The 13,834-nt window shown below is 69.5% G+C and carries 8 protein-coding genes; 1 reads left to right on the plus strand and 7 read right to left on the minus strand.

Annotated elements, in window-relative coordinates:
* Positions 1–16 precede the first annotated feature (16 nt).
* Positions 17–1,009, minus strand: coding sequence for an asparaginase (locus Q1X76_RS02130; protein ID WP_300717764.1), 993 nt, complete (start codon positions 1,007–1,009; stop codon positions 17–19).
* Positions 1,010–1,303: 294 nt separating this feature from the next.
* On the opposite strand from Q1X76_RS02130, the gene Q1X76_RS02135 reads away from it, so the two are divergent.
* Positions 1,304–3,403, plus strand: a complete 2,100-nt coding sequence (locus Q1X76_RS02135) for a sensor domain-containing phosphodiesterase (protein ID WP_300717766.1) — start codon at positions 1,304–1,306, stop codon at positions 3,401–3,403.
* Between the two features lie 338 nt (positions 3,404–3,741).
* Here Q1X76_RS02135 and Q1X76_RS02140 read toward each other — a convergent pair whose 3' ends face one another.
* From Q1X76_RS02140 to Q1X76_RS02165, 6 genes are all read right to left on the minus strand, one after another.
* Complete coding sequence (locus Q1X76_RS02140) at positions 3,742–6,366, minus strand: cobyric acid synthase (protein ID WP_300717768.1); 2,625 nt, start codon at positions 6,364–6,366, stop codon at positions 3,742–3,744.
* Positions 6,356–8,329, minus strand: coding sequence for a cobyrinate a,c-diamide synthase (locus Q1X76_RS02145; RefSeq protein ID WP_300717770.1), 1,974 nt, complete (start codon positions 8,327–8,329; stop codon positions 6,356–6,358). The genes Q1X76_RS02140 and Q1X76_RS02145 overlap by 11 nt, the downstream gene beginning before the upstream one ends.
* The gene (gene cobM, locus Q1X76_RS02150) at positions 8,329–10,431 is read right to left on the minus strand and encodes a precorrin-4 C(11)-methyltransferase (RefSeq protein ID WP_300717772.1); all 2,103 of its coding nucleotides are present in this window, start codon (positions 10,429–10,431) and stop codon (positions 8,329–8,331) included. The genes Q1X76_RS02145 and cobM overlap by 1 nt, the downstream gene beginning before the upstream one ends.
* Positions 10,432–10,476: 45 nt before the next feature.
* Entirely contained in the window at positions 10,477–11,751 is a 1,275-nt protein-coding gene (gene cbiD / locus Q1X76_RS02155; RefSeq protein ID WP_300717773.1) for a cobalt-precorrin-5B (C(1))-methyltransferase CbiD, read from the minus strand.
* A gap of 6 nt (positions 11,752–11,757) precedes the next feature.
* Positions 11,758–12,402, minus strand: coding sequence for a precorrin-8X methylmutase (locus Q1X76_RS02160; RefSeq protein WP_300717774.1), 645 nt, complete (start codon positions 12,400–12,402; stop codon positions 11,758–11,760).
* Positions 12,403–12,642: 240 nt separating this feature from the next.
* Complete coding sequence (locus Q1X76_RS02165; protein ID WP_300717776.1) at positions 12,643–13,623, minus strand: DUF1848 domain-containing protein; 981 nt, start codon at positions 13,621–13,623, stop codon at positions 12,643–12,645.
* Positions 13,624–13,834: the final 211 nt, after the last annotated feature.

The following is a 13,834-nucleotide window of genomic DNA, read 5'->3' on the forward strand; positions in this document are numbered from 1 at the left end:
CGGACCGCCTGCGGCGTCACATGCTGTGTTCGAAAGCGCGGGCCACGGCGGCCGGATCGGGACGGCCCTGGGGGCCGTACTGGCTGAGGATGAGCATCAGCTTGAGGCGCGCCTTGGCGGCGCTCAGCTCCCCGGCCATGATGACGCCCATCCGGTGCTGCTGGAGCATGCCGCCGTCATAGCCGTATTCATCCAGGACGCGGCCGCCTGTACGGGTGGCGTTGACCACGATGACGCCCTTTTCCAGAGCGCGCGCGATGCCGGGGATGACGCCGGGCGGCACGTTGCCGCGGCCGAAACTTTCCACAACGATGCCGTCCACGCCGCGCGACACGGCAAAATCCAGATAGGCGGCATCGGAGCCGGTGACCAGTTTGATGAGGTCCACCTTCTTGCACAGGCTCGCGGGCAGGAAGGTCTGACGGCCCAGCTGGGCCCGGCGGAAGATGACCCTGTCGCCGTCCACCACGCCCAGGGGGCCCCACCAGGGGGACTGGAAGGTGGCCACGTTGGCGGCGTGGGTCTTGGTGACTTCGCGCGCGGCATGGATCTGCTCGTTCATGACCACAAGGCTGCCCATGGCCCGCGCCGGAAGCGAGGCCGCCACGCGCACGGCCGCCAGGATATTGCGCGGGCCGTCGGGGCTGAGTTCGTCGCCGGAACGCATGGCCGCCGTGAAGCAGACGGGCTTGCGGCTGTCCAGCGACAGGTCGAGGAAATAGGCGCTCTCTTCCAGGCTGTCCGTCCCGTGGGTGATGACGACGCCGAGGACGTCGTCCCTGGCCAGCTGGCGGCGCGTCATGGCGGCCAGACGGAACATGTGCCCGGGCGTGATGGCGGGGCTGGGCAGGTTGTCGAACTCGTGGACTTCCAGATCGCAGACGCTGCCCAGGCCGGGGATGGCCCGCACGAGGTCCGCACCGCTGACAGCGGGCACGGCCGCGCCGGTCACGCGGTCATGCTGCATGGCGATGGTGCCGCCGGTGGTGATGATGATGACTTTCGGCATACGGGGCAAGCAAGGGGCAAAAAGGGCGAACGGCCGGCCTGTCGTCATGGCCGGCGCTAACGGAAGGGTTGTAGCCGACTTGCGGGCATTGCTCAAGCATGCCGTATAACGGACATCCAGGTGAAAGTTTTTGGAAAACGTCCTGATCGCGCTTTTCTTCCTTTACCCTTCCGGCTTCCCGTGCTAGAAGAACACAGTGGTATAAAATTTTGGCTGTTGGTATAAAATCTAGGCCATGGTATAAAATTGGGGCCGATACTGTTTACAGGCATGCAGCCCTTTCCGGGAACAGCCATGAATATGTATGAAAAAATATTGGATAACCTGCAGGAGCTGGTCTACATCGCCGATATGGAGACCTATGAGCTGCTCTATTACAACAAGGCCCTGGCGGATGCCTTCCACATCCCCCAGAGGTTGCGGGGCACATGCTATGAGATCCTGCAGGGCCGCCAGGCGCCCTGTCCCTTCTGTACCAATGACCGTATCTCCGAAGATGGCTGCTATGTCTGGAAATTCCACAACCAGCATATCGGGCGCCATTTCATCCTGAGCGACAGCGTCTGCGAGTGCGACAACAGGCGCGTCAGGACGGAGATCGCCACGGACATCACGGAATACATGCACCTGCAGGATCAGCTGGACAGGAACCTTTCCCTGCAGAACTTCATCAACCACTGTGCCCGCAAATTGTACCGCCAGGACGCCGACATCTCCTTCCTGATCGATGACGTGCTGGCTGCCATCGGCGACTATCTGCAGGCGGACCGGGCGTATATCTTTGAGTTCTGTGACGACGTGGTCCGCAATACCTTCGAATGGTGCCGCAAGGGCGTCGTACCGCAAAAACGCTGCCTGACACGGGTCCCTGTCAGGACCATTTCCCGCTGGATGCCCAATTTTTATGCCCATCAGCCCATCCTGATCACGGATCTGGAAAGCCTGCGCACGACCAGCCCCGAGGAATACGCCGTGCTCAAACAGCAGGACATCCATTCCCTGCTGGTCTTCCCGCTCTGGAACGGCAAGACCCTGGCCGGGTTCGTGGGGGTGGACAATCTGGAGCCCGCGCGGATGGACTCGACCCGGGTGTTGTTGTCTTCCATGAAATTTTTTCTCAGCTCCGCCCTGTGGCGGCGCGATTCGCTGAACGAGCTGCACTTCCTCAGCTATCATGACCAGCTGACGGGCGTTTTCAACCGCAACGCCTTCCAGCGGGACGTGCAGCAGCGGGATGCCGACATGGGCATCATATTTCTAGATATCAACGGGCTGAAGGACATCAACGACGGCGAAGGCTACAGCGTGGGCGACGCCGTCCTCACCTCCGTGAGCCGTTCCGTGGGGGAGATCCTGCCCGATGTCCCGCTCTACCGCATGGGGGACGACGAATTCGTCCTCCTGTGGCAGGGAACCGACGAACACAAGTTCCGGCAGGATGTGGAGCGCCTGCGGATCATGTTTTCCGGGTCGCTGGGCTTCAGTGCCTCCGTGGGCTGCGCCTGGGTCCGCCGGGAAGACGATCTGGACAAGGGCCTGATCGCCGCCGACGCGCGCATGTTCGCCGCGAAACGGGATTTTTACAGGAGCCTGCCCCAGAGCGGACGCTACCGGAGCAGGCTGGATGACGTCCTGGATCTGACCCGGCCCGGCCGTCTGGACGAACTGCTGGCATCAGGCAGTTTCATCCTGTACTGCCAGCCCCAGTTCCGGGTGACGGACGGGACCATCGCCGGCGGCGAGGTCCTGCTGCGGCTGGTCGCCGACGACAAGGTCATCCCGCCGTCCCAGTTCATCCCCGTGCTGGAATCCATCTACGCCATGCCGCAGGTGGACCTGCACGTCTTCGGCGAGGTCTGCGCCTGCCTGCGCCGCTGGCTGGATGCGGGACAGTTGGTAGTGCCCATGGCCGTGAACTTTTCCCGCACCACGCTGATCTTCCCCGAAGTGGCCGACAGGCTGGAGGAGATCCGGCAAAAGTTTGCCGTTCCGGCCGAGTTGTTGCGCGTGGAAGTCACGGAAACGGCCAGCGCCGAGGATGCCGATGCTTTTCAGGAAGCCGTGGGCAGTATCCGGAACAAGGGCTTCCAGGTGGCCATCGACGACTTCGGCGTGGCCTATGCCAATCTTCTGACCCTGGCCCATGTGGAGTTCGACGAGCTCAAACTGGACAAAAGCCTGATGGATGATCTTTGCGACAGCGACAAGATCCAGCGCCTCCTGCGCCTTGCCATCGAGGCGGCGGCCGATATGGGCATCAGGGCCATCGCCGAGGGCGTGGAGACGGAAGGTCAGCTGGATATCCTGCGCAGGCTGGATTGTCCTCTTGCCCAAGGCTACCTGTTCAGTCCGCCCATGCCCATGGAGCAATTCGCCAGCATCCTGCCCGCTTAGGATGTGAAGGAAAGCCGCCCGCGAGGGCGGCTTTTTTGTCGCCGTGACGTCCTGTCATGATGGCTTGTTATGGCGGTCTGTGACGGGCCTGCGGGCACGGCCGGGGACATCCCGCCGGTGCGGGCTTGGGGCGTCCGCCTGCAAGCTGAACGGGATGCGGTGGGGCCTCCCCGTCAGTACGGGCCGGGAGAGGAACGGCCGGGGCGCGTGCGGCGGTCGTGGTGGCAGTCGTTCCCGCCGGGGACCGGCGCAGGCCGGCGTCCGTGCTGCGGGGCCGATGGACCTTGGCGCAGCGCCATATGCCAGTCGGCTGGCTCCATCGCGCACGACGGCCTGTGCTACAGGCCCAGGCTGCGGTAGACGGCCCGCATGTCCACATGTTGCCGCACCGTGTCGGCCAGGCGGTCCAGGGCCTTTTCCAGATCGTGCCGTACCAGCTGCCGCCCCTGCGGCGCAAGGCCCACGTCCTGGCGCACATGGTCCAGCCAGGCGCGGCGGAAGGCGTCATCGTCGAACAGGCCGTGCAGATAGGTGGCCCAGCGGCGGCCGCTCACATAGCCGCAGACCCGTTCTTCCAGGGGGCCGTCCCCTTCGCGCACGAAAAGGGGCAGGGCCGAAGGCCCGTGGCTGGTCCGGCCGTGGTGGATCTCGTAACCGCCGCTCATGACCGGCAGCGGCGTGGCGGCGCGGAGCACGTTGATGAGGGTCTTGTCCGCGGCGAAGGAGGATTCCAGATCCATGAGCCCGAGCCCGGCCACGGAGGGCGCGGCGGATTCCAGCCCCAGCGGATCGAGGATGGTGCGGCCCAGCATCTGCAGGCCGCCGCAGATGCCCAGCAGCCAGCCGTCCTGCGCGGCATGGCGGCAGATGAGCCCGGCAAGGCCGTCCGCGCGCAGGGCCGTCAGATCGGCGGCCACGCTCTTTGTCCCGGGCAGGATGACCACATGGGGCCGCCCCCAGTCCCCGGGGCGGCGCACGGCGCGCAGGCGCACGTCCGGCTCGGCGGCCAGGGGGCTCATGTCCGTGAAATTGGACACATGCCGGGGCATGACCACGGCGATGTCGAGGATGCCGGGCGGGGGCGGCGTGGTATCGGCCGTCTGCGACCAGGAAAAACCGGCCATGTCCTCGTCCGGGATGTTGAGTTCGCGCAGCCAGGGGATCACGCCCAGCACGGGAACGCCGGTGGCCTGGTGCAGGTAGGCGTGCGCCGGTTCCAGAAAGGAGGCGTCGCCCCGGAACTTGTTGACCACATAGCCCGTCAGCAGGGCGCGTTCCTGCCTGTCGAGGGTCATCCAGGTGCCCAGCAGGGAGGCATAGACGCCGCCGCGGTCGATGTCGCCCACCAGCAGCACCGAGGCCTCCGCGTGGGCGGCCATGCGCATGTTGACGATATCGTGTCCTTTGAGGTTCACCTCGCCGGGGCTGCCCGCACCTTCCAGCACCATGACTTCGTGGCGGGCGGCCAGCCGGTCATAGGCCCCGGTCACGGTCTGCCAGAGCCGGGCCTTGTGCCGGAAATATTCGCGGGCCTGCATGTGGCCCACGGGCCTGCCCAGCACGATGACCTGCGAACCGGTCTCAGAATGCGGCTTGAGCAGCACGGGGTTCATGAGGGCCTCGGGATCCACTCGGGCCGCCCGGGCCTGCACGATCTGGGCGCGGCCCATCTCTTCGCCGAGGGCCGTCACCCCGGAATTGAGGGACATGTTCTGGGCCTTGAAGGGGGCCACGTCGTAACCGTCCTGCCGCAGGATGCGGCAGAAGGCCGCGGCCAGGATGCTTTTGCCCGCATCGGAGGATGTGCCCTGCAGCATGAGGGCCGGGCGGCGGGATCGCGGACGCGCTCCTGCGGCGGGAGCCGCCGGATGCAGGAGGCCGTGCAGGGCCTCCGCCAACCGCCGGTGCTCCTCCTCTAGACGCACGGCGGCGCGGAACCAGCCGCCGCCTTCCATGCCGGCGTAATTGGAACAGTCGCGCACGGCGATGCCGTAGACGCGCAGCAGGCGGGCATAGAGATCTGCCGGGGCCTGGGTGCAACGGAAGAGCACATAATTGGCCAGGGAAGGGAAGACCGTGATGCCGGGCACGTCGCGCAGGCAGGCGCAAAGCTGTTCGCGGCGGCGGCTGTTCTCGGCCCGGGTGCGGTCGGCAAAATCCGAACGGTCCGCGAACACGGCCCGCGCGGCGGCCAGGGCAAAGGCATTGACGCTCCAGGCGGGCAGGCCCTGCCGCAATCGTCGCGCCCGTGGGGCCCCGGTCACCAGATAGCCCAGGCGCACGCCGGGCAGGGCGTGGAACTTGGTCAGGGAACGCAGGATCACGGCATTGTCCGGCAGCCGCGGGATGAGGGAGGCTGTGCCGTCCGGGCCGACATAGGCGATGAAAGCCTCGTCGATGATCCAGAGCAGGTCGGGCCGGGCCGCCAGCAGGCGCCGGCAGGCGTCGGGCGGCAAAAAGGAGCCCGAAGGGTTGCCCGGATTGGCCAGCCAGACCGCCGCCTGCGGGGGCACGTCCGCCAGCAGGGCCAGCAGCCGGGCGGTCACGGCCTCGTCGCTGTCCCCCTCATGGCGCACGCCGCAGGCCAGGTGGCGCACCTCAAGCCCGGCCCGGTCGCAGGCCAGGGCGTATTCGCTGAAGGCCGGTTCGATCACGGCCGCGCAGGGACGGCCCTCCGCGCGCAGCACGCGGGCCAGCAGATGGATGAGCTCATTGCTGCCGTTGCCGAAGACGAAATGGTCCGCGGGCAGGCCGTGGGCCAGGGCGGCGGCCTCCATGGCTTCTTCGGCATGGGGAGAAGGGTAGGCCGTGACCTGGTCCAGAGCACGGCACAGGGCCAGGCGCAGGAATTCCGGCGGCCCCTCGGGGCGGATATTGACGCTGAAATCCAGCAGGCTGTCGGGCGTGCGTCCGGCCAGGGCGGCCATGCGCAGCAGGTCGCCGCCGTGGGTATCAGGCTTCATGGCTCTCCTCCCGTGTGGGCGCAAGGCTGTCCGCGCCGGCAAAGGATAGGACATCGAGGATGCGGGCCGCGCAGGCCCCGGGGCTGGCGCGGCCGGTATCCACCGTCAGCTCCCCGGGCAGGGGAGCGTGGATGTCCCGCGCCTGCCGGGCGGCATGGGGCCAGTCCGGTGTGCGGTCGGTACGGCTTTTTTCGCGCCGTTCCAGTTCGTCCAGCGCGCAGCGTACCTGCACGGGCAGGATGGGGATGCCGTCCAGGCGTCGCCAGAGGTCGGCCACCCAGTCCGGGCGCTCGCCCAGCACATGGTCCAGGATGACCAGAGCGCCGGAGCGCGCGGCCTCGGCCGCGGCGGCATGCAGGATGGCCGTCAGAGGCAGGCCCGTGGCGGCCATGCCCCGCAGCAGGGAGCCGGGGCGGCCGGGACAGGCGCGCAGCAGGTCGTCCATGGACAGGATGATGCTGTGGCGGCCCTGCCGGGCCAGCAGCCGCTCTTGCAGGGCCCGGGCCAGCGTGCTTTTGCCCGCGCTGGACGGGCCGTTGAGCAGGATGACCCGCCCCCCGGATACCGGGCAGGACGGGGGGGCGGATACGGATGCGCCGCAGGCCGTGCCGCTGCTGTCGGCCAGCCCGCCCCAGTAGAGATGCACATAGCCTGCCCGCACATTGCCGTCGCGCACGCCTTCCGGTCGTGGCCCTGTACGCTCCGTGACCGTGTACAGGGGGGCGTAGGCGCGGTGCAGCTCGATGTGCGACCAGTGGAACTCATGGCCCCGACAGGAGCGCAGGGGCAGGCCCAGGGGAGCGCTGTCCGTGAAGCGGGCCTCGCGATAGCCCAGGGAGCGCAGACTGCCTTCCATGCGGGCTGTGGCCTCCAGCACGCCGCACATGGGCCAGCGCCGCCGTTCGCCCTCCAGACCGTGGCCGTCGGTGGCGGCCTCCAGCTCCGTGCAAAGGTACATGTAGCCGCCGCATTCGGCATAGATCTCGCCGCCGCTGGCGGCAAAGTCCCGGATGGCGGCACGCATGGCCGTGTTGGCCGCCAGCCGGGCGGCAAAGGCTTCCGGGTAGCCGCCGCCCAGATAGAGGGCCGCCGCCCCTTCCGGCAGGGCCGTATCACGCAGGGGCGAGAAGGGGACCAGCTCCCAGCCGCGGGCGCGCAGGGCCTCCTCATTGGCGTGGTAATAGAAACAGAATGCCTCGTCCCGGGCCACGGCCAGACGGCGGCGACAACCGGCCGCGGCGGGCCTGGGCGGCGGCAGCGGGCGGGGCTGCCGCGTCAGGGCCAGCAGGCGTTCCATATCCAGATGATCTTCGGCCAGCGCGGCCAGACGGTCCGTCCAGGCGGCGTCGCAGGCGGTCTCGGCGGCGGGCAGCAGGCCCAGCTGGCGCTTGGGGATGCGGCAGGCCTCGTGTCGGGGCAGAGCGCCGAGCAGGGGGGGCAGGCCGTCCCGGTCCAGGGCCGCACGCAGCAGGGCCGTGTGACGGGCGCTGCCGGTACGGTTGGCGATGACGCCCGCCAGCCGTACGCCGTGGCGCGCCGCCTGCCGCCGGAAGCCGTCCACCAGGGCCGCCAGCGAGGCCGCCATGCCCCGCGTATCGACCACCAGCAGCACGGGCAGGCCCAGCACGCGGGCGCAGTCCAGGGTGCTGCCGGAAAGGTCGTCCGGGGCGCGGCCGTCCAGCAGGCCCATGACGCCCTCGCAGACGGCGGCGTCCGCATCCGCCGCACAGGCCCGCCATTGGGCGCGCACGCCGTCTTCCCCCATCATCCAGGTATCCAGATTGCAGGCCGGGCGGCCCGTGGCCAGGGCATGGAAGGTGGGGTCGATATAGTCCGGCCCGCATTTGCAGCCCTGCACCGCAAGGCCCCGGCGCGTGAGGGCCCGCATCAGGGCCACGGCCACGGCGGTCTTGCCCTCGCCGGAGCGGGCCGCGGCCAGACAAAAGGCGTGGAAGGCGGACATCAGCGACCGTCCGCCGGGGACGCGGGCGCGTCCCTGTCCAGATATTTTTCCGCATAGCCGCGCGCCTCGAAGAGCGCGCCCTGATCCATGACCGTGCGGCGGCTGCCGATGAGCACCAGAGTGGACATGTCCACGTCATCGGCGGGCAGGTCGGCCAGACGGCCGGTCCAGCGTTCTTCCTGCGCACGGCCGGCATGGCGCACGCAGGCGCAGAGGATGTCGTCGCCGCGCGCCTCACGGAAGATCGCCAGCGCCTCTCCCAGCAGCTGCCGCCGTTTGCGGCCCGCAGGATTGTAAAGGGTCACGGGCAGGGCCGAGCCGGCCACGGCGTGCAGGTTCTGGCGCACTTCGTCGGCGGGCACCAGCAGGTCGGAGAGGCTGACCAGGCAAAAACCGTTCTGCAGGGGCGCGCCCAGAGCGGCGGCGGCCGTGCTGGCGGCCGTGATGCCGGGCAGCACGCGGATGGGCAGGGCGCGGAAGGCCGTTTCGCGGGCGCGCAGCTCGAACAGCAGCCCGGCCATGGCCAGGATGCCCGGATCGCCGGAGCAGACCATGCAGACCGTGGCCCCGGCAGCGGCGGCGGCCAGGGCCCGGCGGCAGCGCTCCACCTCGCCCTTCATGCCGGTCTCGATACAGTCTTTGCCGCGGAGGCGCGGCCGGATGAGGTCCAGATATTTGCTGTAACCGGCCACCACGTCACAGCGGCGCAGGGCGGCGTCCGCTTCGGGCGTGAGCTGCCCGGGATCGCCGGAGCCCAGGCCCAGCACCAGCAGCTCGCCGCATTGCGCGGACGGCGCGGCGTTGGGATGCGCGGCGTCGAGAAGCGTGGGGGAAGGGCCCGGAGCGGACGCCGCAGGGGAGGCCGTGGCAGGGGCGGGCGCGGTGGACGCGACAGGGTCCTCATCGCCGTTTGCCGGGCCGGTGACGGCCAGACCGCCGGTGATGCGGGCCACGCGCCGGGCCAGGCGGTCCCCGGCCTGATGCGGGCCATCCAGCAGGCAGACGGCATGGCGGCCGCTCCCGGCGCAGCAGATGACGGCCGCCGTGGCCGGGATGCCGGACGGGGACGGCAGCAGGGGCAGGGCCTGGCGGGGCGTGCCCAGGATGATATGGGCGTCGAAGCGGGGCAGGGCGCCGGCCAGAGCAGCGGCCGCGTCCGCGACGCGCACCGGGGCGGGCGTGTGACCATCGCCCGCGGCAGCGTCAGGGCAGGTGCTGAAGATGACGGGTGGGGGCGTCCCTTCCTGCGCCAGCGCGGCGGCCAGGGTACGGGCCTGTGCCAGTCCCGCGGGGCTCGTGGCGTACAGGGCGCAGGAGCCGTGGAAGGTCTCGTCGGGCAGGCTGTTGCGGTAGCCGTGGGAAAAATCCCCGTCATAGAGGCGGGAGGCCGCCGCCGGGGCGGCCAGTGCGCGCCCCACCAGGATCAGGGCCTGCCGCCGGAAACCGGCCTCCTCCACCTTGCGGGCCAGATCGGCCAGCGTACCGCGCACCACCTGCTCGTCGGGCCAGGTGGCGCGGTAGACGGCGGCGGCGGGCGTCTCCGGGGCCAGGCCGCCCGCTTCCTGCAGATCCTTCAGCAGCGCGGCCAGCCTGCCCGTGCTGAGGAAGAAGACCAGGGTGGCCCCGGTGCGGGCGAAGGCGGCGGCGCTTTCGCCCCCGGGCATGGGCGTGCGGCCGGGGGTACGGGTCAGGACCACGCTCTGGGCCGTTCCCGGGCTGGTCAGTTCGCAGCCCAGGGCGGCGGCCGCGCCGAACACGCTGCTCACGCCGGGCGTGATGCGCACGGTGATTCCCTTGCCGGCCAGCTCCCGGATCTGTTCGTCCACGGCCCCGTAGAGCGCGGGATCGCCAGTGTGCAGGCGCACCACCCGCTGCCCGGCCAGGGCGGCTTCGCTCATGACGGCCACCTGTTCCGCCAGCGTCATGGAGGCGCTGTCCCGGCAGCGGCAGCCGGGGCGGCAGTGGCGCAGCAGGGCGGGATTGACCAGCGAACCGGCATAGACCACCAGATCGGCTTCCTGCAGGGCCCGCAGGCCGCGCAGGGTGATGAGGTCTTCCGCGCCGGGACCGGCGCCGACGATTTCCACACAGGGCATGTTCATGGGCAAACTCGCAAAAGGGCAGTGCGGCCTGCTGACGCGGAGCGTTCAGGGCCTGTCGATGAAATAACGGGGGCCGATGTCCGGGAGGGCTTCGGCGTCCGTGGCGTCGGGGTCGTCCGGGGCATTCGTACCGTCCGGGGCATCCTGGGCGCCTGTGGCGTCCGGGCTGCCTGCCGCCGGATCGTCAGCCGCGCCCGGCGCCGCGAGCCGTTCTTCCCGGAACAGGAAGCGGCCGTCAAAATCGAAGACCAGCAGCCGCAGGACCGGGATGCCGGGGACCCGGCGGGCGAACTGCTCCAGCGCCGCCCGGGCCAGGGCGCGCAAAACGGGCAGACGCGCTGCCGCGGGCAGGGCCAGCAGGGCCTCGCGCACCGAGGCGCTCCGGCGCAGGGACGTGTGCAGGGCGTCTTCGCCGGGCAGGCAGGCCCGCACCTGGCGGCGCAGCAGGTCCATGTCCTGTTCCACCTGATGGGCGTGGGTATTGGCGAAGCCTGCGGCATACTTGCAGAGCTTGCCCGCCATGCAGGCCACGGCCACCTCCTGCATCTGGTGGCGGGCGGCGATGCCCAGGCAGTGGGCGATGAAATCCCCGATGCAGACGAACGCGCTTTCCGGCCACTGGGGCAGCTGCCGGCGGGCCCCCGCCCGGGTACGGCCGCCGGTGCAGAAGACCATCCCGCGGCCGCCCGCGCGCTGCCGGGCCTGCACGCACAGGCGCACGGTCTCCACATATGCGGCGTGGCTGTAAGGCCGCACCAGGCCGGTGCTGCCCAGGATGGAGATGCCGCCTTCCACGCCCAGCCGCGGGTTGAGGGTGTGGCGGGCCAGTGCCGCGCCGTTCTCCACCCCCAGTTCCAGCAGCCAGCAGCCGGAGGCCATGCCCGCGCGGCGCAGGTTTTCCGCCAGCATGCGCCGGGGCCCGCCGCTGACGGCCCAGCGACCGGGCAGGCAGTCCAGTCCCGGCCGCGTGCACAGGCCGATGCCCTCCACGGCGCGCAGGATGAGCGTGGCCGCGCCCACAGGCAGGCGGATGTCCTCGGGCCGGGCCGCGTCCGGCGCGCAGGCGGCCAGCCGGGCGAACAGGACCGCGCCGTGCGTGCAGTCGGGGTCGTCGCCGCCGTCCTTGACCATTTCGGCCATGCGTCCCGGAGCGGGCGGCCTCAGGGGCAGCAGGCGCTCCCGTCCGTCGCCGAACAGGATGTCCACCTGGGCCGGGGCGCGGCCCGTGCGCAGGGCCTGCCAGCAGGCCACGGCCAGCGCGGCGGCGCAGGCGCCGGTGGAATAGCCCCAGCGCAGCGAGGTGCGATCTTTGCGGGCCATGACGGTCTAGGCGCTCTCCATGATGGCGTGCAGGGTGGTGACGGCCAGGGCGCTGCCGCCGCGACGGCCCTCCAGCACGATCTGGGGCACAGGGCAGCGGGCCAGCAGCTGCTTGGATTCCACCACGTTCACGAAGCCCACGGGCATGCCCACCACCAGCGCCGGGCGGATACCGTCCTCAAGGATGTAGCGGGCGATGCGGGCCAGGGCCAGCGGCGCGTTGCCGATGAGCACGATGCCGCCGTCCAGCAGGGGGCGGGCCTTTTCCGCGCTGCACAGGGCACGGGTCTGGCCCAGGGCGCGGGCGCGCTCCACCACGTCGGGGTCCGCGATGTGGCAGTGCAGGTCTTCCGGACCGTAAGCCGGATGGAGGCCGCGCAGCCTGGGCAGGGAAATGCCGGAACGCAGCATCTGTGAATCGCAAAAGACGGGCGCCTTGCGGCGCAGGGCCGCCAGACCGGCCGTTACCGGATCGTGACGGAAGACCAGTGTGTCCGCGATGCTGATGTCCGCCGTGGTGTGGATGAGGCGGCGTGCCACACGCCAGTAGGGAGCGGGCAGGGTGCGGTGCAGATCGCATTCCGCCTCGATGCGGCGGAAGCTCTCCTGCTCGATGGCGGCGGGGCTCATGTGCCAGCGGATTGTCTCCATAAAAATATCCTGCCGAAAAAACAGAGATGACGACCGGGAACGAGGCCACAAGGATGCAGAAAATCGCCCTGTTGCGCAAGGGGGCGGGCAGGGGGCGGCAAAGCGTGGACGGAAATGGCGCAAACCGCAAACAGGGACGCCGGCAGGCTGCGGGCGGCAGCGGCCCGCGTCCTTGCCCACGGCCCGGCATGCCGAAGGGCAGGGCGTGCGCCAGAAGCCCGGTCCGCAAGGCTACGGGAGCTAGGGCAGCAGGCTCTCCCGCTCTCCGGGATGCCGGCGGCAGCGTTGCAGGTTGGCACGCACCGCCCGTTCCGAGCGGTTGGCATAGCAGTAGACGCAGAAATGCGGGCAGGTATCGTAGGCGCCGATGTCCTTGCTGGGCATGCAGCCGCAGTCCGGCCGCTGGCCCGTGTCCCGGGGGACGGACGGGGCCGCTTCCAAGCCGGGCAGGAGGGAAAGCTGCCGCCGGGGGGCCAGTTCGGCCTGCACCAGTTCATCCTGCGGGCAAAGGCGACGGATAAGGGCAGCGTCGATGCATCTGTTCTTGCGGATGCCCAAGGCGCTCAGGTCCAGGCCTTCGGCGCAGGTGGCCAGTTCCAGCCGGTGCGGCCAGCCCCGGTTCAGGGCGGCGATGCCCCGGGCCAGCTCCCGCATCTCGTCCGCCGTGGGCGCGCGGTAGCCGGGATCGAGCCTGCGCAGGGCCGTGGCGGTCTTGCGGTACATGTCCACGAAACTGAAGACGAGCTTTTCCGTGTACGGGGCAAGCTCCCGCCCCAGCCGGTCCAGGCGCTCCAGCAGGCGTTCCACGCCCAGGCCGCCGCCCAGGATGAGGGGATCGCAACGCCAGACGACGCGCTGCGGGCCGAGCGTGTCCGCCAGTCGTTTGAAACCGTCCAGACGGCGCTGCAGGGAGGGCAGACCGGGCTCCAGGCCCTCGGCCTCGTAATCATTGAGGGTATGCTGGAAGTAGAACTGCCGCCCCGTGGCCGCGATCTCCGCCAGATGCGGCACGAAGGGCGCGGGATGCTTGCTCCAGAAGACGAAGACGCGGGTGCGCGCAAAGGAGATGATGCTTTCCTGCCGGCTGTTGAAGGGATTGCGCCGGCGGCAGAAGCCCGCCCGCAGCCGGGCCATGAACCAGTCCCCGTGGAAGGCGGGGATATCCGTGGCGCGGCTGGCGGAGATGACGAGGGGGGTGTGCTGGGCGGCTGTCTGCGGCATGGGGATGACGGTTGTGGTGACGGGGGTGGGGCTGGCAGCAGGCCCTGTGCCGCCGGATAGGTGCGCTCTGATGGTAAACCCGGGACGGGGATTTTACAAAGGCATGATGCGCGGCCAAAAGGGCCCGCCATGAAGGGTGGCGGCCATCTGCCTCAGCGGCTCAAGGTATCCTGTCCGTCCTCCGCAGAGGTCACGACACGTCTGGAGGCAC

Origin of the sequence: uncultured Desulfovibrio sp. (genome assembly GCF_949282365.1) — a bacterium.
GTDB lineage: Bacteria > Desulfobacterota > Desulfovibrionia > Desulfovibrionales > Desulfovibrionaceae > Desulfovibrio.

Excerpts from the sequence above, each read along its gene's own strand:
- Q1X76_RS02135 (WP_300717766.1), top strand. The coding sequence starts at position 1,304 with ATGAATATGTATGAAAAAATATTGGATAACCTGCAGGAGCTGGTCTAC.
- Q1X76_RS02145 (WP_300717770.1), bottom strand. The coding sequence starts at position 8,329 with ATGTCCGCCTTCCACGCCTTTTGTCTGGCCGCGGCCCGCTCCGGCGAG.
- Q1X76_RS02165 (WP_300717776.1), bottom strand. The coding sequence starts at position 13,623 with ATGCCGCAGACAGCCGCCCAGCACACCCCCCTCGTCATCTCCGCCAGC.
- Q1X76_RS02130 (WP_300717764.1), bottom strand. The coding sequence starts at position 1,009 with ATGCCGAAAGTCATCATCATCACCACCGGCGGCACCATCGCCATGCAG.
- cbiD (WP_300717773.1), bottom strand. The coding sequence starts at position 11,751 with ATGGCCCGCAAAGATCGCACCTCGCTGCGCTGGGGCTATTCCACCGGC.
- Q1X76_RS02160 (WP_300717774.1), bottom strand. The coding sequence starts at position 12,402 with ATGGAGACAATCCGCTGGCACATGAGCCCCGCCGCCATCGAGCAGGAG.
- cobM (WP_300717772.1), bottom strand. The coding sequence starts at position 10,431 with ATGAACATGCCCTGTGTGGAAATCGTCGGCGCCGGTCCCGGCGCGGAA.
- Q1X76_RS02140 (WP_300717768.1), bottom strand. The coding sequence starts at position 6,366 with ATGAAGCCTGATACCCACGGCGGCGACCTGCTGCGCATGGCCGCCCTG.